Annotated in this window: 23 protein-coding genes; 11 read left to right on the top strand and 12 right to left on the bottom strand. The window is 72.5% G+C overall.

All coding sequences use genetic code 11. The features are described from left to right. Nucleotides 1-12: 12 nt before the first annotated feature. Nucleotides 13-1,929, bottom strand: coding sequence for an acyl-CoA dehydrogenase family protein (locus EXU48_RS12270; protein WP_133107931.1), 1,917 nt, complete (start codon nucleotides 1,927-1,929; stop codon nucleotides 13-15). A gap of 201 nt (nucleotides 1,930-2,130) precedes the next feature. On the opposite strand from EXU48_RS12270, the gene EXU48_RS12265 reads away from it, so the two are divergent. Then, nucleotides 2,131-2,550, top strand: coding sequence for a pyridoxamine 5'-phosphate oxidase family protein (locus EXU48_RS12265; RefSeq protein WP_133107930.1), 420 nt, complete (start codon nucleotides 2,131-2,133; stop codon nucleotides 2,548-2,550). 70 nt (nucleotides 2,551-2,620) lie between these two features. Here the strand turns inward: EXU48_RS12265 and EXU48_RS12260 are convergent, their stop codons facing one another. From EXU48_RS12260 to EXU48_RS12245, 4 genes are all read right to left on the bottom strand, one after another. After that, complete coding sequence (locus EXU48_RS12260) at nucleotides 2,621-2,848, bottom strand: hypothetical protein (RefSeq protein ID WP_133107929.1); 228 nt, start codon at nucleotides 2,846-2,848, stop codon at nucleotides 2,621-2,623. Continuing rightward, nucleotides 2,845-3,759, bottom strand: coding sequence for an SGNH/GDSL hydrolase family protein (locus EXU48_RS12255; protein ID WP_268958163.1), 915 nt, complete (start codon nucleotides 3,757-3,759; stop codon nucleotides 2,845-2,847). Before EXU48_RS12255 ends, EXU48_RS12260 begins: the two co-directional genes overlap by 4 nt. Before the next feature lie 154 nt (nucleotides 3,760-3,913). Then, nucleotides 3,914-4,630, bottom strand: a complete 717-nt coding sequence (locus EXU48_RS12250; RefSeq protein ID WP_133107928.1) for a uracil-DNA glycosylase — start codon at nucleotides 4,628-4,630, stop codon at nucleotides 3,914-3,916. Nucleotides 4,631-4,634: 4 nt separating this feature from the next. Then, complete coding sequence (locus EXU48_RS12245) at nucleotides 4,635-5,216, bottom strand: TetR/AcrR family transcriptional regulator (protein WP_133107927.1); 582 nt, start codon at nucleotides 5,214-5,216, stop codon at nucleotides 4,635-4,637. 92 nt (nucleotides 5,217-5,308) lie between these two features. On the opposite strand from EXU48_RS12245, the gene EXU48_RS12240 reads away from it, so the two are divergent. The 3 genes from EXU48_RS12240 (at nucleotide 5,309) to EXU48_RS12230 (ending at nucleotide 6,882) form a co-directional block, all read left to right on the top strand. Continuing rightward, nucleotides 5,309-5,797: a DUF2867 domain-containing protein gene (locus EXU48_RS12240; RefSeq protein WP_165962787.1), complete on the top strand. Its 489-nt coding sequence runs from the start codon at nucleotides 5,309-5,311 to the stop codon at nucleotides 5,795-5,797. Nucleotides 5,798-5,961: 164 nt separating this feature from the next. Continuing rightward, nucleotides 5,962-6,255, top strand: coding sequence for a DUF3263 domain-containing protein (locus EXU48_RS12235; RefSeq protein ID WP_133107925.1), 294 nt, complete (start codon nucleotides 5,962-5,964; stop codon nucleotides 6,253-6,255). A gap of 27 nt (nucleotides 6,256-6,282) precedes the next feature. Beyond that, complete coding sequence (locus EXU48_RS12230; RefSeq protein ID WP_133107924.1) at nucleotides 6,283-6,882, top strand: LytR C-terminal domain-containing protein; 600 nt, start codon at nucleotides 6,283-6,285, stop codon at nucleotides 6,880-6,882. A gap of 67 nt (nucleotides 6,883-6,949) precedes the next feature. Here the strand turns inward: EXU48_RS12230 and EXU48_RS12225 are convergent, their stop codons facing one another. Then, the gene (locus EXU48_RS12225; protein WP_235856987.1) at nucleotides 6,950-8,281 is read right to left on the bottom strand and encodes a glycoside hydrolase family 15 protein; all 1,332 of its coding nucleotides are present in this window, start codon (nucleotides 8,279-8,281) and stop codon (nucleotides 6,950-6,952) included. A 61-nt stretch (nucleotides 8,282-8,342) separates the two neighbouring features. On the opposite strand from EXU48_RS12225, the gene EXU48_RS12220 reads away from it, so the two are divergent. Beyond that, a complete protein-coding gene (locus EXU48_RS12220; protein WP_407938731.1) occupies nucleotides 8,343-9,827 on the top strand; it encodes a phytoene desaturase family protein in 1,485 nt (494 codons plus the stop codon). Between the two features lie 240 nt (nucleotides 9,828-10,067). Further along, the gene (gene groL / locus EXU48_RS12215) at nucleotides 10,068-11,705 is read left to right on the top strand and encodes a chaperonin GroEL (RefSeq protein ID WP_133107921.1); all 1,638 of its coding nucleotides are present in this window, start codon (nucleotides 10,068-10,070) and stop codon (nucleotides 11,703-11,705) included. Nucleotides 11,706-12,026: 321 nt separating this feature from the next. On the opposite strand, the gene EXU48_RS12210 is transcribed toward groL, so the two are convergent. Both EXU48_RS12210 and EXU48_RS12205 read right to left on the bottom strand, forming a co-directional pair. Continuing rightward, nucleotides 12,027-12,905: a DUF4031 domain-containing protein gene (locus tag EXU48_RS12210; RefSeq protein ID WP_133107920.1), complete on the bottom strand. Its 879-nt coding sequence runs from the start codon at nucleotides 12,903-12,905 to the stop codon at nucleotides 12,027-12,029. 144 nt (nucleotides 12,906-13,049) lie between these two features. Next, nucleotides 13,050-14,048 (bottom strand): helix-turn-helix transcriptional regulator, encoded by a 999-nt coding sequence (locus EXU48_RS12205; protein WP_268958165.1) that lies wholly within the window; start codon nucleotides 14,046-14,048, stop codon nucleotides 13,050-13,052. Nucleotides 14,049-14,152: 104 nt separating this feature from the next. On the opposite strand from EXU48_RS12205, the gene EXU48_RS12200 reads away from it, so the two are divergent. Further along, nucleotides 14,153-14,548 carry a VOC family protein gene (locus EXU48_RS12200; protein WP_133107918.1) on the top strand — a complete coding sequence of 132 codons (396 nt, stop codon included), beginning with the start codon at nucleotides 14,153-14,155 and terminating at the stop codon, nucleotides 14,546-14,548. Between the two features lie 115 nt (nucleotides 14,549-14,663). On the opposite strand, the gene EXU48_RS12195 is transcribed toward EXU48_RS12200, so the two are convergent. Both EXU48_RS12195 and EXU48_RS12190 read right to left on the bottom strand, forming a co-directional pair. Next, nucleotides 14,664-14,954: a WXG100 family type VII secretion target gene (locus EXU48_RS12195; protein WP_133107917.1), complete on the bottom strand. Its 291-nt coding sequence runs from the start codon at nucleotides 14,952-14,954 to the stop codon at nucleotides 14,664-14,666. Nucleotides 14,955-15,088: 134 nt separating this feature from the next. After that, the gene (locus EXU48_RS12190; RefSeq protein WP_133107916.1) at nucleotides 15,089-16,111 is read right to left on the bottom strand and encodes an HD domain-containing protein; all 1,023 of its coding nucleotides are present in this window, start codon (nucleotides 16,109-16,111) and stop codon (nucleotides 15,089-15,091) included. 115 nt (nucleotides 16,112-16,226) lie between these two features. Between EXU48_RS12190 and EXU48_RS12185 the strand changes: the two genes are divergently transcribed. The 4 genes from EXU48_RS12185 (at nucleotide 16,227) to EXU48_RS12170 (ending at nucleotide 19,038) form a co-directional block, all read left to right on the top strand. Continuing rightward, a complete protein-coding gene (locus EXU48_RS12185; protein WP_133107915.1) occupies nucleotides 16,227-16,712 on the top strand; it encodes a MogA/MoaB family molybdenum cofactor biosynthesis protein in 486 nt (161 codons plus the stop codon). Further along, the gene (locus EXU48_RS12180; RefSeq protein ID WP_133107914.1) at nucleotides 16,709-17,134 is read left to right on the top strand and encodes a molybdenum cofactor biosynthesis protein MoaE; all 426 of its coding nucleotides are present in this window, start codon (nucleotides 16,709-16,711) and stop codon (nucleotides 17,132-17,134) included. The genes EXU48_RS12185 and EXU48_RS12180 overlap by 4 nt, the downstream gene beginning before the upstream one ends. Then, the gene (gene moaA / locus EXU48_RS12175) at nucleotides 17,131-18,147 is read left to right on the top strand and encodes a GTP 3',8-cyclase MoaA (protein WP_133107913.1); all 1,017 of its coding nucleotides are present in this window, start codon (nucleotides 17,131-17,133) and stop codon (nucleotides 18,145-18,147) included. Before EXU48_RS12180 ends, moaA begins: the two co-directional genes overlap by 4 nt. Nucleotides 18,148-18,255: 108 nt before the next feature. Beyond that, nucleotides 18,256-19,038 carry an inositol monophosphatase family protein gene (locus tag EXU48_RS12170; protein ID WP_133107912.1) on the top strand — a complete coding sequence of 261 codons (783 nt, stop codon included), beginning with the start codon at nucleotides 18,256-18,258 and terminating at the stop codon, nucleotides 19,036-19,038. Nucleotides 19,039-19,062: 24 nt separating this feature from the next. On the opposite strand, the gene EXU48_RS12165 is transcribed toward EXU48_RS12170, so the two are convergent. Together EXU48_RS12165 and EXU48_RS12160 are read right to left on the bottom strand one after the other, a co-directional pair. Beyond that, on the bottom strand, nucleotides 19,063-19,686 hold the full coding sequence (locus EXU48_RS12165) for a TetR/AcrR family transcriptional regulator (protein WP_133107911.1): 624 nt from the start codon (nucleotides 19,684-19,686) through the stop codon (nucleotides 19,063-19,065). Between the two features lie 9 nt (nucleotides 19,687-19,695). Next, nucleotides 19,696-20,421: a hypothetical protein gene (locus EXU48_RS12160; RefSeq protein WP_133107910.1), complete on the bottom strand. Its 726-nt coding sequence runs from the start codon at nucleotides 20,419-20,421 to the stop codon at nucleotides 19,696-19,698. Nucleotides 20,422-20,465 lie beyond the last annotated feature (44 nt).

The raw sequence follows: 20,465 nt of genomic DNA, 5'->3' as shown, positions 1-20,465 counted from the left end.
GCGGTGGCCCGTTCAGCGGTATCTGCGGGCTACCGAGTCGGTGGTCGACGGGCCGGGGGCGGCGTCGGCGATCCACGGGCCGGTGCCCTCGGAGGCATCGATGATTCCGGCCTCGGCCCAGGAGTAGCGTCCCTCGAGCACATCGGCCGCGAGCGCCTCGTCGGTGCTGTCGGTGTTCACCCACAGCGCCCGCAGCAGCGAGTTGACCCGCAGTCTCGACTGCCGGCAGAACGCGTTCGCGAGTGCCTGCGGGGAGCCCGGACCGCCCCGGCCGCCGTGGGCGGAGGCGTGCGCGCACACCGCGGTCATCGCGAACAGCTCCGCGCCTATGTCCACGATCCGGCCGAGGAAGCCCTGCTTGTGCTCGAGCCCGCCCTGCCAGCGGGCCATGCCGTAGAACGTGGACCGGGCCAGCCGGCGGGAGGTGCGCTCCACGTATCGCAGGTGCCCGGCCAGCGGGCCGAGATCGGCAAAGCCGGTGGGGGAGTCCCCGGGCCCGACCACCAGGCGCGGCAGCCACCCCGCGTAGAACGCCGCGGCCGCCTTGGCTGCGTCGGCCTTCGCGGACAGGTCGGCGTCCGGGTCGATCAGCTTGCCGGCCACCGACAGGTGCGCGTCCACCGCCTCTCGGGCGATCAGCAGGTGCATGATCTCGCTGGCACCTTCGAAGATCCGGTTGATCCGCAGATCGCGGAGCACCTGCTCGGCCGGCACGGCCCGCTCCCCGCGGGCGGCGAGGGACGCGGCCGTCTCGTAGCCGCGCCCGCCCCGGATCTGGACCAGCCGGTCGGCCACCTGCCAGGCCATCTCCGAGCACCAGAGCTTCGCCAGTGCGGCCTCGATCCGGATGTCGGCGCCGCCCGAGTCGGACAGCTGCCCGGCGATCTCCACCATGGCCTCCTGCGCGTAGGTGGTCGTGGCCATGAACGCGAGCTGGTGCGCGACCGCGGGATGCCGGCCGACCGGCCGCCCCCATTGCACCCGCTCGGCGGCCCACTCCCGGGCGATCTTGAGCGACCACTTGCTGGCCGCCACGCACAGTGCCGGGATGGACAGCCGTCCGGTGTTCAGGGTGGTGAGTGCGATCTTCAGGCCGCGGCCCTCGGCACCGATGACGTTCTCGGCGGGCACCCGCACCTGGTGGAACCGGGTCACCCCGTTCTCCAGACCCTTCAGGCCCAGGAACGCGTTCCGCCGCTCGACCGTGATCCCCGGGGCGTGCGCCTCCACGACGAAGGCGGTGATCCCACCCTTGCCGCCGGAGTGCGGGGCGACCCGTGCCATCACCACCAGCAGTTCGGCGAGGACCCCGTTCGTGGTCCAGAGCTTCACGCCGTCGAGGAGGTAGTCGCCCTCGGGCGTGCGGGTGGCCGAGGTCTGCAACCGCGCCGGGTCCGACCCGACGTCCGGTTCGGTGAGGAGGAACGCCGAGATCGCTCCCTCGGCGCACCGGCGCAGGTACTGCTCCTTCTGCGCCTCGTTGCCGAACTGCTTCACCGGTTCGGGCACCCCGATCGACTGGTGCGCCGAGACCATCGCCCCCAGGCTCGGGTGCACGGTCCCGAGCAGCATGAGTGCCCGGTTGTAATGCACCTGGCTGAGCCCGAGTCCGCCGTAGCGCGTGGGGATCTTGATGCCGAACACCCCGAGTTCGATCAGGCCGGACAGATCCAGATCGGAGATCCGGTCCTCGGCCTCGATCCGGGCACCGTCGATGTGCCGCCGCAGGTGTGCCTCCAGGTCGGTCAGGAACTGCTGCCCGCGGGCCTCGCGCTCGGGATCGTCCGGTGGCCGCGGCCAGACCAGGTCCGGGCGGAACTCGCCGAGGTAGAGGTCCTTGGCGAACGAGTCCATGGTCCAGTCGCTCTGCCGGGCCTGCTCCGCCACAGCCCTGGCCTCACGCTCGGTGACAACCGGTTGGTCCGTCATGATCGCCTCCCTGCGAACGGGTCTGCCATGATCGCCTCCCAGTCTCCACCGGTTCGACGGCGTCCGCCGGATTTCGGCGGAACGCGGAAATCGTGAGAGTGCGGATCCGGCAGCCACAACAGCACCCTCGGCCCCTGCGGGGTGTTGTGTCACAGGCGGTGGGTAGCGTCGTCGTAAGCGCTGACCGAGGGAGAACGTGACATGACGATGCCGCAGACCGAATGGCAGGAGTTCCTGGCCCAGCCCCACATCGGCGCGCTCGCCGTCGACGCCGGCCCGGACCGCGGGCCGCTCGTGGTGCCGCTCTGGTACGGCTATCAGCCCGGCGGGTCGGTGTGGGTGGTGACGCCTGCGGACTCGGTGAAGGCGCGTCTGATCCAGGCGGCCGGCCGGTTCTCGTTGCTCGCCGAACAGTCCACACCGCGGGTGCGGTACGTCAGCGTGGAGGGTCCGGTCACCGAGGCCCGGGAGGCGACCGAGGACGAACACCTCGCGATCGCGCGCCGGTATCTGGGTGACGGCGCGAGGGCGTACCTCGAGATGGCGGCCGGCTTCGGCGTTCAGATGCTCGTCCGGATGGAGCCGCAGCGCTGGTACTCCGCCGACCTCGGTCCGAGCTGACGTCGGCGAGGTTCCGCCGCGGCGGCACCGCTGGCCGCGACGTCACGGGTCCGCGGCGGACGGAGGTTCCTCAGCGACCCCGGTTGCGCGGGTGGTTGCGCGCGGTGCGCTCGTTGCCGTGCTTGTAGTTGCCGGTCACCCGGGCCATCAGCTCCTGCGGGTCGCCGGACTCGACCTCCCGCAGGAACTCCGCGGCCCGGCCCCCGCGCAGCGTGGTGGCGTGGCGGCCGTGGTGGGTGATCCGGACCTCGCCACCGGCCTCGCGGTAGTCGAACCCGTCCGGGCGGTTGCCGCTCACTGCGGGGTCACCCTCTCGGCACTGCCCGGACCGCCGGTGCCGGCGGCACCGGCGGTCGGTCCGGTGGCGTCCGACGGCGTTGCTGCGGTCGCGGAGGGCGCCAGCGGCTCGACCTGGGGTCGCTTCGGCACCCGGGTGTCCCCCGAGGAACGGCCCCACAGTCGACGGGTCGCCCACGGGTAGACGTCGCGGACGAACCACTCCGCGTCGGAGCGGAACCGCTGCCCGGACGGGACCGGCGCGAGGCGCGCCAACGGATCGGCCCAGGCCTCGTCGTCGGGCGTGAGACCGAGCGCGACCAGCGCCGCCTGCGCGACCCGCTGATGACCCTCGGTGGTGAGGTGGATGCGGTCCTGCGCCCACATCCGCCAGTCCTGGATGGCCCGCAGGCCCCACACGTCGACGACATAGGCGTCGTGCCGGCGGGCGATCGACCAGATGTGCGCGTTGTACACGGCCACCCGGCCTCGGATGGCGCGCAGCACCCCGGCCTGGCGGGTGTCGGTGCCGGTCGCGAGCAGCACGTCGACGCCGGCGCGCCGGACCCGGTGCACCGCGTCCTCCAGGACGCCCGCCATCCGGTCCGGGTCGGAGCCGGGGCGGAGCAAGTCGTTGCCGCCGCCGACAAGGGAGATCAGGTCGGGCTCGGCCTCGAGCGCCACCGGGAGCTGCTCATCGACGATCCGTTCGAGCAGCCGTCCACGGATGGCCAGGTTCGCGTACTCCAGCGCGGTCAGACCGGCATCGACGCGGCGCGCGGACAGGGATCCGGCGAGCTGGTCGGCCCACCCACGCACCCGCTCCGGGTCCTGTGGGTCCGGGTCCCACAGCCCCTCGGTCATCGAGTCGCCGACGGCGACGTAACGGGACCAGCGGGCGGGATCCGACACCGGGTGCAGCACGGGGTTCACCACCCCTTCCTACCTCGAGCGCGGGCGTCCTGGCTACGCGTTTGCACGGCTGCGGTACGCGTGGGGTCGCGAGGCAGTCCCTCCGGCTTGAAGCAGGACGGTCTCCGGGACTGCTTCGGGACTCAGGTTCTGCATGACGGCGGGCGGTGCCGCCTCATGCCGGCAGGGACCAGTCGACCGGGGCGCCGCCCTGCTCCACGAGCAGGGCGTTGGCGCGGCTGAACGGCCGGGACCCGAAGAACCCGCGGGAGGCGGACAGCGGGCTCGGGTGGGCGCTCGCGACGATCGGGGTCCGCCCGAGCAATGGGGTCAGCGAGCGGGCGTCGTTGCCCCACAGGATCGCCACCAACGGGGCGTCGCGGGCCACGAGCGCACGGATGGCGGCATCGGTGACCGCTTCCCAGCCCTTGCCGCGGTGGGACGCCGGCGACCCCGGGCGCACGGTGAGGCTCCGGTTCAGCAACAGGACCCCGGCGTCCGCCCACGGGGACAGGTCGCCGTTGGCGGGCGTCGGCAGTCCGAGGTCGGTGCCGAGCTCGCGGTAGATGTTCTGCAGGGAACGCGGCACCGGCCGCACGTCCGGGGCCACCGAGAACGAGAGCCCCATGGCGTGCCCAGGGGTGGGGTAGGGGTCCTGCCCGACGATGAGCACCCGGACGTCGGCCAGCGGGTTCGTGAACGCCCGGAGCACGTGCTCCCCGGCCGGCAGATAGCCGTTCCCCGCGGCCATCTCCGCCCGCAGGAACTCGCCCATCGCGTGCACCTGTGGCTCCACGTCCGCGAGAGCGGCGGCCCAGCCGGGGTCGATCAGGTCGGCGAGCGGGCGAGCGGCGGTGCCCTCCCGACCGGTCGGCGTCGGCGTGTTCTCCACGGAACTACTGTGGCAGATCCGGGCCGCCCATCGGCTCCCGGCTCAGGAGTAGTTCGGCCGCTCGGGCGATGACGTGCGCCCGGGGCAGTCCGCCGTGCTCGGTCGCCAGGTAGTGCTCGCCGATCGCGACGCAGAATGCCATCAGACTGCGGGCCTCCACCTCGAGCGGGTCGTCGCAGAAGGTGCTCATCGTGGCACGCAGCACGTCCATGCGCCGCCCATCGAGCCGAGCCAAGCGCGCGGCGACCGTGTCGTCGCGGCGTGCCCACGACCTGATGGCGAGGTCGATCGGCAGCAGCCGGTCGTTGGAGAAGGTCAACTCGCCGGCGCTGATCGCCTGTGACCGGACGTCCCCGCCCAGCCTTTGTACCTGCTCGAGCACCTCATCTACGCTCTCGCGCTCCCAGGTGTCGAGCATCGTCTGCAGCAGTGCCGCGCGGTCGGCGAAGTATCCGTAGAAGCCGCCCTTGGTGACGCCGAGGTTCTTGGCGATGGCCTCGACCCGGACCGCGTCGACCCCCGACTCGGCAAGTACCCGGAGCCCTTCCTCTACCCAGCCCTCCCGGGGCGTGCGCTGCGATCCCACCCGTCCTCCTCACCCCACGTATACGCAACCGTACAACCTCTGCTAGGGTGATGCGTTATACGCATCCGTATAACAAGATCGGAGACCGTGCCATGGCCCATCGAAACGGCGTCGTCCTCATCGTGGGCGAGGACTGCCTCGCCCAGGTTCGAACGCTCAGCTCGCTGGCGAGCCTCGACTACGTCGACCGGGTGTCGATGCGGACGGCGGTGGTGGCGTCGGCGCAGGACTGGGCCAGGGCGATGTTCGGAGACGAGCCAGACCTCGCCGAGCGCGCGATCTGGCACGGACTCCTGCGGTTGCGGTTGTCGCCATCGCGGTCGCGCGACACGCTCGCCGGCTGGCGAATCGCCGCTGTCGAACGCGACTGGATCCGGCTCGAGGCGGATTCGGGGCTGGTGTCCGGCAACCTGATCGTGACCACCGGCGACGGGCGGGTGGCTCTGACCACGTGCCTGAGCTACCGGCACGTCGCTGGCAGGGTCGTCTGGGGTGTGCTCGCGCCGATCCACCGCACGCTCGCACCGTCCCTCGTGCGCACCGCCGAGTCCAGGCTCGGGCGGTCCCAGGTCGCGCCCTGACGGCCACGACCGATACCACACCAGGTCCGGCGCGGGAGAAATGACACGCGTGTCGTTTGCCCCTACGATGAACCACCACGGGTCGCCGCAGCACCACGGCACCGAGAGGCGCCGCACCGCCGGCCCAGCAGGAACAGGATCACGCAGGGGAACGAGGAGGCACGATGTCGGCAGCGAGGGTGTTGTCCACGCAGCGTTCGGACGAAGCAGCACTGAGTGAACGCGACGCCGAGATCCTCGCCTTCGAGCGGCAGTGGTGGAAGTACGCCGGGGCCAAGGAGACCGCCATCCGGGAACTCTTCGACATGTCCGCCACCCGGTACTACCAGGTCCTGAACGCGCTGATCGACGACCCCGCGGCGCTCGCGGCCGAACCGATGCTGGTCAAGCGGCTGCGTCGGATGCGCAGCACCCGCCAGCGCGAGCGCTCGGCACGCCGCCTGGGCAATGAGCTCTGAACCGGCCCGAACCGTTAACCTTCGGGTGTGAGTAACAGGGACTATCCGCACCCCGAGGACGAGTTCGACGCCCTCGGCGCGGATCGGACCCCGCAGGGCGTGCACCGCGCGCCGCAGTCGCGCTGGCGGCAGTTGCTCCCGTTCCTCGTGGTGATCATCCTGGCCCCGCTGCTCGCGTTCGGTGCGGTGCGGCTGCTCTCCGGCGGGTTCGGTGGCACCGACGACCCGACCGGTGCGGCGAGTTCGACGACCGAACCGGGGGAGCCGACCCCGACGGACGCCACCACGGAGGCCCCGACCGAGGAGCCGACCACCGAGGAACCGACCACCGAGGAGCCGGCCGACCTCGATCAGGACCTGTCCGTGTACGTCCTCAACGGGGCCGGTGTGTCGGGTCTGGCCGGTGCCGCCGCCGAGGCGCTCACGGACGAGGGCTGGACGAACGTCACCCCGGAGAACTACTCCCGCGAGCTGCCCACATCCTCCGCCGTGTTCTACACCACCGCGGACATGGCCGAGGAGGCCGCGGCCGTCGGTGAGCTGCTTGGCGTCACCGACCTGATCGAGGACTCCTCGGCGGCCTCGGACGGCATCGTCGTGGTGCTCCGCGAGGACTTCCGGGGCTGAGCCGGACCGGCCTGAGTTCGCCCGGGCCGAGCGTGCCCGGCCGGGCGAGGCGAGTTCCGCCGTCGGCTCAGGGAGCGGACTCCTCGAGCTCGGCGGCCGTGAGGATCACCACGGCGGCCGACCACATCAGCGGTGCGACGCCGGCGGGCGAGCCGTCCGGCCCGACCTTCTCCGGGATCGCCCCCAGCGGGGTCCGGTGCTCGGCGATCCAGTCCAGCCACTCGACGGCGCGCTCGGGTTGACCGTTCGCCGCGGCGGACCATGCGTACAGGCTGGTCTGCGGCGTCCACGAGATCGACGTCTCGGGCCACGAGCCCCCCGGGGCGAGGCCACCCGCCGGCCGGATCATCTCGGCGATCGAGGCCTCCCAGGCGGCGGCCGCACCGGCCAGCCCCTCCGGTTGGAACGGCGGCAGCACGAACGCCGTGGCCGCGTCCCGAGCGGACCGCCCGGCATAGCGCCCGTAGCCGGTCTGGCCGAAGTTGGCCAGGACCGCCCCGTGCAGACGGTCGGCGTCGGCTCCGGCGAGGGCCGCGTCGTCGTCGCGCCCGAGCAGGTCCAGCAGGTGTTCAGCCGCCTCGAGGCCGGCGAGCACGGGGCCGGCGGTGCCGAGGGTCAGCGCCTGCTCGCGGTGTTCCCAGTAGTCGGCCGACGGCGCAGGTAGGGACCGCGGGTTCGCCACCTGGGCCTGGAGGTACCCGGTGGACCTCTCGATCATCGGGGTGAACGCCCTCAGCAGGTCGGCGCGCTCGGGGCCTGGGCCGAGGGTGTCGGCGACGTGGGCGAGCGCCCAGAGCACCCAGCCGGTCCCGTCGGTCTGCAGACCCCGGTCATCGGGTGGGCCGGACCCGTCCGGCAGGTAGCGGGCCTCGAAGCTCCCGTCCGGGTGCTGGACACCGTCGAGGAACTCGAACACCTCGACCGCGTCCTCGTGGTGCCCGGTTGCTGTGAGTGCGGCGGCGACGAACGAGGCGTCCCGCGGCCAGACGTAGCGCCACTTGCTTGAGTACCCGGCGACCGCGGCGCCACCGTCGAGGGTGAGCGTGTGCAGGTCCAGCAGGGCGTCGGTGACGAGGTCCTCGTGCGGCCCGCCGGCGCCCGGCACCGTCCCGGCGTCGAGCCAGGTCCATGTCTGTTCGGCCAGGGCCCGCGCGGCGTCGCGGTCCGCCTGGGTGGCGTCCGGGCCGGGGTCGAGCACCCGGGAGCCGGGCAGGTAGGCGCCGTCGGAGTCCGTGGGGATCGTCGTCACCGTCCCGTCCGGGCGCACCCCGATCCCGAGGGTGTACAGGTCCACCTGGTCCACCCGGCCGCGGTCGCGGACCACCGCGGCGGCGCCGACGAGCGCCACCACGGCGACCACGGCGGCGAGCGTCCAGAACGTGCGACGGGGGGACCTCATCGCCCTCGATCCTAAGGCGCCCAGGGCGGTGCTCGTCGGGTTGTGGGGAACAATGGCAGGCATGAGGGCTGTGACGGACGCCGTGGTGGTCGGTTCCGGACCGAACGGGCTGGCGGCCGCCGTCACCCTGGCTCGCGCGGGCCTGGAGGTCACCGTGTTCGAGGCGGAGGAGACCGTCGGCGGTGGTGCCCGCACCCTCGAGCTCGGGCTCGCGCCCGGCGTGGAGCACGACATCTGCTCGGCGGTGCACCCGCTCGCCCTGGCCAGCCCCTTCTTCGCCGAGTTCGACCTCGCCGCCCGTGGCGTGGACCTGCGGGTCCCGGATGTCGCCTACGCCCAGCCGATGGCCGACGGCCCGGCCGGGATCGCCTACCGCTCGCTCGGGCGCACGGCCGCAGAACTGGGGCCCGACGGCGCCGCCTGGTTCGGTCTGTTCGGTCCGCTCGTCGAGAATGCGCCGATGCTCACCGAGCTGGCGCTCGGGGACCGCCGCAGCCTTCCGGCCGGCCTGCTGACGCCCACCGGGCTCGGTGCCGCGGTCGCCGCTGCATCCCGTCTGTTCGAGCAGGGTACCCGGGCCTGGTCGGCCCGGTTCCAAGGGGAGGTGGCTCCGGCGCTGTTCACCGGCGTGGCGGCGCACTCGATCACCACCCTGCCGTCGCTGGCCGGCGCCGGGACCGCGATCATGCTGGCCACGCTCGCGCACGCGTCCGGCTGGCCGATCCCGGTGGGGGGCTCTGGTGCCATCGTCGCCGCGCTCCGGGCGGACCTGGAGGCCCACGGTGGGCGGATCCGCACCGGGCACCCGATCCGGGCCTGGCGTGAACTGCCCCGGGCCCGCGCCTACCTGTTCGACACCACCCCGGCCACGCTCCTGGAGATCTGGGGCGAGCGGATGGCGCCGGGGGTGCGCGCGGCGCTGGGTCGGTTCCGTTACGGGGATGCCGCCGCCAAGGTGGACTACGTGCTGTCCGGTCCGGTGCCGTGGGCCGATCCCCGGGTGGGGCAGGCGAGCACCGTGCACGTGGGCGGCACCCGTGAGGAGATGGCCCACGCCGAGGACCTGGTGGCCGACGGCGTGCACGCGGCCACCCCGCTGGTGCTGTTCTCGGACCCGACCGTCGCCGACCCCGGCCGCGACGTCGCCGGACTGCGGCCCGGCTGGGCCTACACCCACGTGCCCACCGGCAGCACCGTGGACGTCACCGGGATCGTCACCGCGCAGATCGAACGCTTCGCTCCCGGCTTCACCGACGTCGTCGTCTCCTCGCGGTGTGTGCCCGCCGCGCAGATGGCCGAGCACAACCGCAACTACCTCGGTGGCGATATCGCCGCCGGCGCCGTGTCCACCTGGGGGATGGTGGCGCGGCCGCGACCGACCACGGACCCGTTCGCCGCGGGGATCCCCGGGGTGTACCTGTGCTCGGCGTCGGTGCCGCCGGGCCCGGGCGTGCACGGGATGGGCGGCCACCATGCGGCCCGTCGGGCCCTGGCCCAGCGGTTCGACCTGCCGGCGCCGTCGCTGGCGCCTGACCCGGCGCCCTGAGCGACCACGCGCCCGGCGTTCACCTGACCGCGAAACCCGGGCTCCGCCGTCGGGCGCTTCTTGCACTCTCCGGGTGAGAGTGCCAATAATGGCGTTAGCACTCTCGGCCTGAGAGTGACAACAGCTGGTCAGTGGGATGAGGCGCTGCGCCGGTGCGGGACATGAACGCATCGGGTGGCGTCGTCCGTCGCGGGCATCGCACCGGCCTTCCGAAAGCCAGTACCGGAGGATCAGACCCGAATGGCAAAGATCATCGCCTTCAACGAGGAGGCCCGCCGCGGGATGGAGCGTGGGCTCAACACCCTCGCCGACACCGTGAAGGTCACGCTCGGCCCGAAGGGACGCAACGTCGTCCTGGAGAAGAAGTGGGGCGCCCCCACGATCACCAACGATGGTGTGTCCATCGCCAAGGAGATCGAGCTCGAGGAGCCCTACGAGAAGATTGGCGCCGAGCTCGTCAAGGAGGTCGCCAAGAAGACCGACGACGTCGCGGGTGACGGCACCACAACCGCCACCGTGCTCGCCCAGGCGCTCGTGCGCGAGGGCCTGCGGAACGTCGCGGCCGGCGCCAACCCGATCGCCCTCAAGCGCGGCATCGAGAAGGCCGTCGAGGCCGTGACCGCTGCGCTGCTCGACTCCGCCAAGGAGATCGAGACCAAGGAGCAGATCGCCGCCACCGCCGCCATCTCCGCCGGCGACCCCCAGATCGGTGAGCTCATCGCCGAGGCTCTGGACAAGGTCGGCAAGGAGGGTGTCATCACGGTCGAGGAGTCCAACGCCCTCGGCCTGGAGCTCGAGCTCACGGAGGGTATGCGCTTCGACAAGGGCTACCTGTCCGCGTACTTCGTCACCGACCAGGAGCGTCAGGAGGCCGTCCTGGAGGACGCCTACGTGCTGCTCGTCGAGTCGAAGATCTCGAACGTCAAGGAGCTGCTGCCGCTGCTGGAGAAGGTCATCGGTGCCGGCAAGCCGCTGCTGATCATCTCCGAGGACGTCGAGGGCGAGGCCCTGGCGACCCTGGTGCTGAACAAGCTCCGTGGCATCTTCAAGTCCGTCGCCGTCAAGGCCCCGGGCTTCGGTGACCGCCGCAAGGCCATGCTGACCGACATCGCGATCCTCACCGGCGGCCAGGTCGTCAGCGAGACCGTGGGTCTGAAGCTGGACAACGTGGGCCTCGAGGTCCTCGGTACCGCCCGCAAGGTGGTCATCACCAAGGACGAGACCACGATCGTCGAGGGCGCTGGCGAGGCCGACGCCATCGCCGGCCGCGTGGCCCAGATCCGCGCCGAGATCGAGAACTCCGACTCCGACTACGACCGCGAGAAGCTCCAGGAGCGCCTCGCGAAGCTCGCCGGTGGTGTCGCGGTGATCAAGGCCGGGGCCGCCACCGAGGTGGAGCTCAAGGAGCGCAAGCACCGCATCGAGGACGCCGTCCGCAACGCGAAGGCTGCCGTCGAGGAGGGCATCGTCGCCGGTGGTGGCGTGGCCCTCATCCAGGCCGCGAACACCGCGTTCGGCTCTCTCGAGCTGGAAGGTGACGAGGCCACGGGCGCGAGCATCGTTCGCATCGCCGTGGACGCCCCGCTCAAGCAGATCGCGGTCAACGCCGGTCTCGAGGGCGGCGTCGTGGTGGAGAAGGTGCGTGGCCTGCCCGTCGGTCAGGGCCTGAACGCTGCGACCGGTGTGTACGAGGACATGCTCGCCGCCGGTGTCAACGACCCGGTCAAGGTGACCCGTTCCGCGCTGCAGAACGCCGCCTCGATCGCCGGCCTGTTCCTCACCACCGAGGCCGTTGTGGCCGACAAGCCGGAGAAGGCCGCTGCGCCTGCCGGCGGCGGTGGCGACGACATGGGTGGCATGGGCGGCATGGGCTTCTGATCCCCTAGGGATCGCAGTCCGGCCCAGCCGGTCGAACGCAGCGAAGGCCCCCGGTCCGATCGGACCGGGGGCCTTCGCCATGCCCGGGGAAGTTGTGCCCATCGCCGTCGGTCACCGGTCGCACTAGGTTCTGGTCGCAGTGAGTGCAGGTCAGGGACGTTCTCGTCCGGCCGCCCGCACTGGCCGGGTCACGACGGTGCGCGTAGGGACCGCAGAGTGCGCAGGGGGCACTCTCCGGTCCGCGGGCTCGGCGCGGATGGTGGGAGTGCTGTGGTGGCAGCCAATTCAGCACTGTCGCGCGAAGAGGTGGGTGGCTCGACCTCAGGAGGGGGCCCGAAGTTCCCCGAGCAGGTTCGCCCGGGCGCGCTCGGCCCACCGAGCCCGACCGCGCTCGGTGCGGAACAGCGGGTCGAGCGAGAGCAGGCCCCGGACGACGGCGGCCCGGCCCCGGGCGAAGTCGGCATCGCCGACGTGGGCGTAGTCGGCCCTGACCGCGGCGAGGTAGCGGGCATAGCCGGCCGGCTCCCGGCCGAGCACGGCCAGGTCCGCGTCGCAGAGCAGTTCGCCGGATCGGTCTCCGGCCGCGGGCGAGTGGGACGCGGTGAGCAGGACCAGCCGCACGACCTCGGTGACGACGTCCGGGTCCACCCCGGCCCCGGTGAGCCGCCCCCGGGCCAGATCCGCGGAATCCCGCTCATCGCGCCCCGCGACTCCGGCGTAGACGGCGTCGTGGAACCAGGCCGCGAGCAGCACCGTGCTCGGCGCCGGGTCCGGCTCGCTCAGCGTCTCGACCGCCTCCAGCACCGCCAGCAGATGTGTGCCGTCGTGGTAGTGCCGGTGCGGCTCGCCCCACCGTTCGAGGAGTTCCACGCACAGGGACTCCGCGCCTGGCAGCAGCCGCTGCCACCGCTGGGTCAGGGCGACCTCGAGGTGCTCGCGCCGGTCCCGGGCCGGCACCCGCAGCCCGCTCCCGCGCAGGGCCCGGATGAGTTCGCCACCCGAGACCGGCCGCGCGCCGAGCGTCACCAGGTCCGCGTGCCGCCGGGCGGGCACGTCGTAGTGGTCGCGATCGAAGGCTCGGCCGGGCAGCCCGGCCCGGCCGGCGAACTCATGCAGTTCCGCGAGGGAGGCGTCCGAGACCAGGTGCGAGAACAGCGTGCCGTGTGCCGGCCACATCGGCGGATCGATCAGGAGGGCCACCGCCCCAGCGTAGGTGGCCATCACGATCGAGGGGTGCGCACCGCCGACGGTCGGCGAGCGACACGCCCGACCGGAGCACCGCCGTCGGACGGTGTCCTCCCGACGCCGCGCGCGGACCGCATCGCGCGCACGGGCCCGGAGGGTTCATCGGATCAGGACGGATGCCGCGACTCCGGGGGAATCGGCCCGGTACTGCCGGGCGATCCGCTCTCCCAGTTCCCTCAGCGCCGCCCGCACCTCCGGTGGTCCGGTGACCTCGGCGGCTCCGGTCCAGCCCGCGAGTTGTTCTGCCAGGGCGTCCACCCGGTGGGCCCGCACCTCCACGAGCGGACGGAGATCGCCCCCGGCATCCGGCGCATCGTCGAGTTGGCGCGCCTGTGCGCCGAAGCGGCCGGTGAGCGCCTTCAGAGCCCAGGGCTCGACGCGCACCACGGCGCGGACCGACCCGCGCATCCCCTCGACGCGCTCGACCATTCGCGCCCAGGCGTCCGGGGCGTCGAAACCCTCGGGCGCCTGCCCGTGCAGCGCCAGCACCTGCAGATCGCCGATCCGGTCGGCGCGATACGTCCGCAAACGGCTGTCATCCGCATGCTCGACGCCGGCGAGCGCGGGCGCAGCGAGCAGGTACCACCGCGCGCCGCGGCTGCCGACGATGAGCGGCACGGTCTCGACCTCGACGTGCCCGCGCGAGCCGTCGTAGTGGAACCGGACCTGGCGTCGGCCGGCGATCGCGCGCTGCAGAGCCGCGACCGCGGCGGGTGCGGCATCGTCGTCGACGACACCCCATGGCGCGTCGCGGACCGTGGCTGCCGCGACGCGCTGCGCCCCCTCCCGGAACGGCTCGGGCATCGCCCTGACGAGCTTGCGCACCGCGGCGATGCGCTCCTGGCTCGCGCCCGCACTCTGCGTGATGCCGACCAGTAGCGAGATCACCTCGCCCTCGGTGAGCCCGGTCAGGTCGGTGCGAGCGCCGCCGATCAAGCGCCAGCCGCCGCCCCGGCCACGGGTGGGGTAGATGGGCACGCCGGCCATCGCCAGTGCCTCGAGGTCGCGGCGCGCGGTCGGCACCGACACCTCGAGTTCCTCGGCGAGCTGGGCGGCGGTGATCTGTGGGCGCCCCTGCAGCAGCAGGAGTGCCTGGATCAGGCGATCGGCGCGGATCTCAGACTCCCATCTGAAGTGATCAGAGGGTGATCACTTCATGATCCAGGATAGAACCATCACGATCCGAACCGAAGGAGAATCCCATGTTCCGTGGACTCGCGAACGTCAACCTCGTCGCCGACGACATGGCGGCAGCCGTCGACTGGTACACCACCGTGTTCGACGCGCCCCCGTACTTCGTCCGCCCCGAGCAGGGCCCCGCCCAGTACGCCGAATGGCGGTTCGGCGACGACGACGACGAGTTCGCGCTGATGGACGCCCGCTTCCGCCCGGTGCTCCCCGCTCCCGGCGGCGCGGTGGTGAGCATGCACGTCGACGACATCCAGGCCTCCTTCGACCGCCTGATCACCCTCGGCGCAGCGTCGTTCGAGCCGGTGACCCGACGCGGCGAGGGCTGGTGGTCGGCCGCCGTCAGCGACCCGTTCGGCAACCTCGTCGGACTCATCCAGAGCCCGCACTGGGCCGCGCAGCACGACTGAACGGCCCGCACGTCACGAGGGCGGCACACCCCCGGCAGGGACGGCCGTCCTCGTGACGTGCGCGCACGCTCGGTCGGCGGAGCTCAGCCCGCAGCGGAGGACGGGTCGGGCTCACCTACCGGGCGAACATCCGCGTCGCGTTGAACTCGGTGTCCTCGTACTGGCGCGCACTCGCGTCCAACGCGAACGAGATCTGCTCCAAGTTCGCCTCGACCTGCTGCTGGGTGGCCCGCCACTGGACGATGAGCGCGCCGAACGCCGACGACGCCCCACCGCGCCAGGACGACTGCAGCGCGGTGAGGTGGCGCATCATGTTCGTCACCTCGGTATTGATGATGGTCGCCGAGTTGCGCGCGGCCGCACCGGCCCTGGCCACCTCGGCGGCGTCGACCTCGAATCGGGTCATGGTGTCTCCTCGATCTGACGACCGCACGCGGTGTGCGGCCCTGGATCGACCGTAGGAGCCGGCGGCCATCGCCCGTCGGTCGCGTGGCGGACCTGTGCGCGCAGCGGCAGGGGCCTCCGGGTGTGGACGCCGACTCACTCCGAGGGCGGGCGCTGGCGGGCCGGCATCCGCGGCGGCCGGCTCAGCGACGTCTCGTGCTGCGTCTCGTCCTCGTCGTCAGCGACGTCGGCGGAGCGCATCGTCGGCAGGCTCGGCCAGGCGCCATCCGTACCCGGCGGCTCGACGGGCCGGTCCCGGTCCACGGCCAGGTCCGGCACCGCGGTGCGGGTCGGCCGGCCGGGCTCGGCCGGCCGGCGCGGTTCCTCCGCCTCGTCGGCCAGGCCGAAACCGGAGTCGTCGGCGTCCGGATCGGCCTCGGCCTGCGCCACGTCGACCCGGCTCGGGTCGGGCTCGTCCGGGTCGCGCGGTGGCAGGCCGGTGAGCTCGTTGGTCAGCCGGGCGAGTTCGGCGTTCAGGTTCTCCCGGGCGGCGTCCTCCCAGTCCCGTCCGAGCGGCGACCGGAACAGGTGGGTGCGGCCCAGGAGCTTCGTCACGATCGCGAGACGGGCCTCCACGTAGTCCCGTTGCGGGATGTGCTGGTACTCCTGGCGCACCTCGCGTCGGTACGCCTCGTACTTCTGCGGTTCGGAGGCGAGCCCGCCGAGGTCGGCGTCACACAGCGCCTGAGCGTCGATGTCCGTGGCCGGGGCGTCGTGGCGCGCCAGCACCGAGATCAGCTCGGCGATCCGGTTGACCACCTTCTCCGGGACCCCGAGGTCGGCCAGCTCGGTGCGCGCGAGCGCGGCGGAGGCCGCCTCGTCCACGCCACCCTTGTGCGCATACGCCTGGCGGGCGGCCGCGTTGAACACGGCGCCGTGGTACCAGGCGGCGATCCGGACGATGTCCGGATGGTGGGTCTCCGGCGCGAGCTCGTCGACCCGGGCGAGTACGCCGATCAGCCGCTTGACGTTGTGGTGGATCCGGTCCGGCCGGGACCACCGCTCGATCAAGGCCTCACCGCGGGCCTCGATGGCCTCGCGGTCGGCGGTGGCACCCACCGCCTCCAGACTCCTGCGCCATGCGGACAGGACCCACTGTGGTGCGTCGATGACGCCCATCTATTCACGTTCCCTCGACGACTGGACTGACGAAGCGATCGTAGCCCGGCTGCGGTGGCCCGGCTGCGCGAGCGACACGGGCAGGTCACCGGCCGATAGGACGTAGGCTGGCCGGATGGGTAACGGTATTCGGGCGGTCGTGATCACGGTCTCGGACCGGTGCGCGGCCGGGGAGCGCGAGGACGTCTCCGGCGCCCGTGCCGCCGCCCTGCTCGCCGAGGCGGGATACGACGTCGAACCGGTCCGGGTGGTCCCCGACGGCGCCGACGCCGTCGAGACCGCGCTGCGGGACGCCGTCGACGGCGGTGCCCGGCTCGTCCTGACCAGCGGCGGTACCGGCATCTCGCCACGGGACCGCACCCCGGAGGGGACCGTTCGGGTGCTCGAGGTGGAACTTCCCGGGATCGCCGAGGAACTGCGCCGCCGCGACGCGGCCGTCGTGCCGACGGCGATCCTGAGTCGGGGTGTGGCCGGCACCCTGGGTGGGGCGTTCGTGGTGAACGCGCCCGGGAGCCCGGGCGGGGCCGCGTCCGCGGTGGCCGTGCTGCTGCCGCTCGTCCCGCACATCCTGGACCAGCTGGACGGCGGTGACCACGGATGAGCGTGCGCCTGACCGCGATCTCCCCCGAGCCACTCGACGTCGCGACCCACATGGGGGCCGTCTCCGACTCCGGCACCGGCGCCGTCGCCAGTTTCATCGGGACCGTCCGCGACCACAGCCCGGACGCGAACGGTACGGTGACCCGGCTCGAGTACAGCGCCCACCCCGACGCCCCGCGGGTGCTCGCCGAACTCGCCGACCGGGTCGCCGGCCGGCACCCGGACGTGGCCCTCGCGGTGAGCCACCGCACCGGCGACCTCGCCGTCGGGGACCTCGCCATCGTCGCGTGCGCCGGCAGTGCGCACCGGGCGGCGGCGTTCGATGCCTGCCGCGACCTCGTCGAGGTGGTCAAGGCCGAACTGCCGATGTGGAAGAAGCAGTTCCTGGCCGACGGCAGCCACACCTGGGTGGGGTCGGCATGAGCGTCTCCCCGGAGCTGGCCCGCCCGATCATCGACCGATACGGGCGGGTGCACCGCGACCTGCGGATCTCCCTGACGGACAAGTGCAACCTGCGGTGCACCTACTGCATGCCGGCCGAGGGCGTGCCGTGGCTGCACAAGGACAACATCCTCACCACCGACGAGCTGGTCCGGGTGACCGAGGTCGCGGCCGCGCTCGGCATCGTGGAGGTCCGGCTCACCGGCGGCGAGCCGCTGCTGCGCCCGGACGCCGTGGACGTGGTGGCCCGGATGTCCGCGATCATCGGTGACGACGGGCAGCTGGAGCTGTCGATGACCACGAACGGGATCCGGCTGCCGACGCTCGCCGGGCCGCTGGTCGAGGCCGGCCTGACCCGGGTGAACATCAGCCTGGACACGCTGCGCCGCGACCGCTTCCACGCCCTGACCCGGCGGGACAAGCTGCCCGAGGTCCTGGACGGCATCGACGCCGCGTTCGCCGCCGGCCTGGCGCCCGTGAAGATCAACGCCGTCGCCATGCGCGGGGTGAATGACGACGAGCTCGTGGACCTGGTCGCCTTCGCCCGCGACAAAGGCGCCGAGATGCGGTTCATCGAGCAGATGCCGCTGGATGCCGGGCACACCTGGACCCGGGCGGCGATGGTCACCGGCGAGGAGATCCTCGCCGTTCTCGAGCAGGAGTTCGAGCTCACCGAGTTCGGGGACCGGGGCACCTCGCCCGCGGAGCGGTTCCTGATCGACGGCGGACCGACCACCGTGGGCGTGATCCGTTCCGTGACGCTGCCATTCTGCGGAGCGTGCGACCGGGTCCGGCTGACCGCCGACGGGCAGCTGCGCAACTGCCTGTTCGCGCGCGAGGAGTCCGACCTGCTCGGGGTGCTGCGCGGCGGCGGCACCGACGACGACATCGCGACCCTGATGCACACCTGCATCGCGGGCAAGCTGCCCGGGCACGGCATCGACGACCCCGGCTTCCTGCAGCCGGACCGCCCGATGAGTGCCATCGGCGGCTGACGGCCGCTGCCGGTGAGCGGCTCATGCCGGTGAACGGCCGGTGACGGCGCGGCACCGGCCGTGAGACGCGGTCGCGCCCGGTCGTCCGTCTCTGGCAGGTTGGACGGCATGGATACCGACGCCGTCCTCGACCTGCTGAAGGAGACGGCCGCCACCGTCATCACGCCACGGTTCCGTGCCCTCTCCGGCGGGCAGGTGTTCGAGAAGGCCCCGGGTGACCTGGTGACCGTGGCGGACCGGGAGAGCGAGATCGCCATCGCCGCGGTGCTGCAGGCCGCCTACCCGGACGCGCTCGTGCTCGGCGAGGAGGCCGCCTCCGCGGATGCGAGCCTGCTCGAGGCGTTCGCCGCGGCGGAGCACTCCTTCACGATCGACCCGATCGACGGCACCAAGAACTTCGTGAACGGGTCCCCGGACCATGCGGTCATGGTGGCCGAGGTGCGCGGCGGTGCGGCGGTCCGCTCCTGGATCTGGGTGCCCGAGCGGGCGGAGGCGTTCGTCGCCGAGGCCGGGGCCGGGGCGTACCGCAACGGGGTCCGGATCGAGCGGCCCGCCGTCGTGGCGGGCCTGCCCCTGCGCGGCGCGACCTCCAGCCAGCCCCTGCGCAGCAACGCCCCGGCGCCGCTGCAGATCTCCGACTCCTGGATGTGCGCCGGGGTGGACTACGCCAAGGTGGCCCTCGGTGAGGTGGAGTACGTCGCCTTCCGCAACGACTGGCCCTGGGACCACGTACCGGGCGCGCTGCTCCTGGCCGAGGCCGGCGGCTTCACCGGCCGGCTCGACGGCTCCGCCTACGCCCCATGCGGACCGCTCACGCCGTGGCTGATCGGCGCGGCCTCGTCGGAGGTGCTCGAGGCGGTGCGGGGACCGATCGCGTCCCTGGTCGGCTAGGGTCCGTTCGCTGGCCGGCGGTGGTCAGCGGCGGCCGTAGCGCGCCAGGATCGTCCGCGCGGCCTGGTCGACCACCTCGCGGGTCTCCTGCTCGTTGAGCGACCAGCCGCCGTGGACCAGGCGGGGCCAGAAGACGACCGTGGCGATCATGCCGAGGAACTGCGGTGCCGCCACCTCCGGATCGTCGACGTCGGCGGTTGCCGCATCGTTGGCCGCTCGGAAGTAGCGCTTCAGCGCCGCGAGCACGGGCAGCGCGCCGAAGTCGAAGGTCCGCTCCCGCAGTTCCGGGAACCGCGGGGACTCCGCGATCAGGGTCCGGATCAGGTCCGCGACCCGCGGGCGGGACAGCAACTCCACATAGGCGAGGCCCAGGACGACCAGACCGGCGCGGAAGTCGCCCACCGGCGGGTCCGCGAGCACCTCGTCGGGACCGGCACCGGCCGCGAGCACCGTCGCCTCGAACAGCTCCGCCTTCGTCGGGAACTGCTTGAACAGGGTCGCCTTGGACACCCCGGCGCGCTCGGCTACCCGGGCCAGCGAGGTCCGGTCGTAACCGCGTTCCAGGAACAGATCGGTGGCCGCGGCCAGGATGGCCTCGCGGTTGGCTGCGGCGACCTGCCGGTGGTACGCCGAGAGTTCGCGTGGCATCTGCCCAACCTAGCACGGTGGTGAGTCGCGTGACTCACCACGGCGCCCGCCCCACGCGGCGGCCATCAGGAGGCACCCCAGTGCGAGCAGGACGCCATGCCCGATCCGCATCGCCGGCGTACCGAAGTACTGCGCCAGGTACAGGGCCAGCATCAGTCCGGTGAGGAGTTCGCTCACACGGGCGAGGCCCCGGGACCGCCACCCCTCGCGGACGAGCAGGACGCCGGCCGCCGCAAGGGCGAGCAGCCCGAGCCCGAAGAGGACCATCGGGACGGGTGCGTAGCGGAAGGCGCCGGCCAGTTCGAGAAGGCTGGCGTCGCCGTCGGCCAGTGCGCGGGCGCCGATGACCGGGAGGCCGAACGTCTCGGCGCCGTAGTACGGCAGGATCAGTGCCGTGCCGACGGCGGCTACGACGGCGTTCGCCCAGCCCGTGCCGACCGCGACCGACCTGAGCGCCAGCGCGACCGTGAGCAGCATGAAGGCGAACATGCCCATCGTGTGGGCGGCCACCCATGCCGGAGAGGCGAACGCGGCCGCGCCGGCCAGGGTCGTCTCATCGGTCCACGGGCGCAGGGCCGGGTAGGCCGCGAAGAGCACGCCGGCCGCGGCCAGGGCGGCCCGGGCGGACATCGGCGTGCGGCTCGGGCCGCCGACCGGATCCACGGGTCCGACGGCGGTGGTCGCCTCGGTGATCGGCGTCGCCGCCGCGGTGGGCTCCGTGTGCGAGGTGGTCATGGAGAGCTCCGCTCGTCAGGACGAGAGCGATGCTCTCGGTTGTC

It is taken from the genome of Occultella glacieicola, assembly GCF_004353825.1.
In the GTDB taxonomy this organism is placed as follows: domain Bacteria; phylum Actinomycetota; class Actinomycetes; order Actinomycetales; family Beutenbergiaceae; genus Occultella; species Occultella glacieicola.
This window is presented reverse-complemented; position numbering and strand designations above follow the sequence as displayed.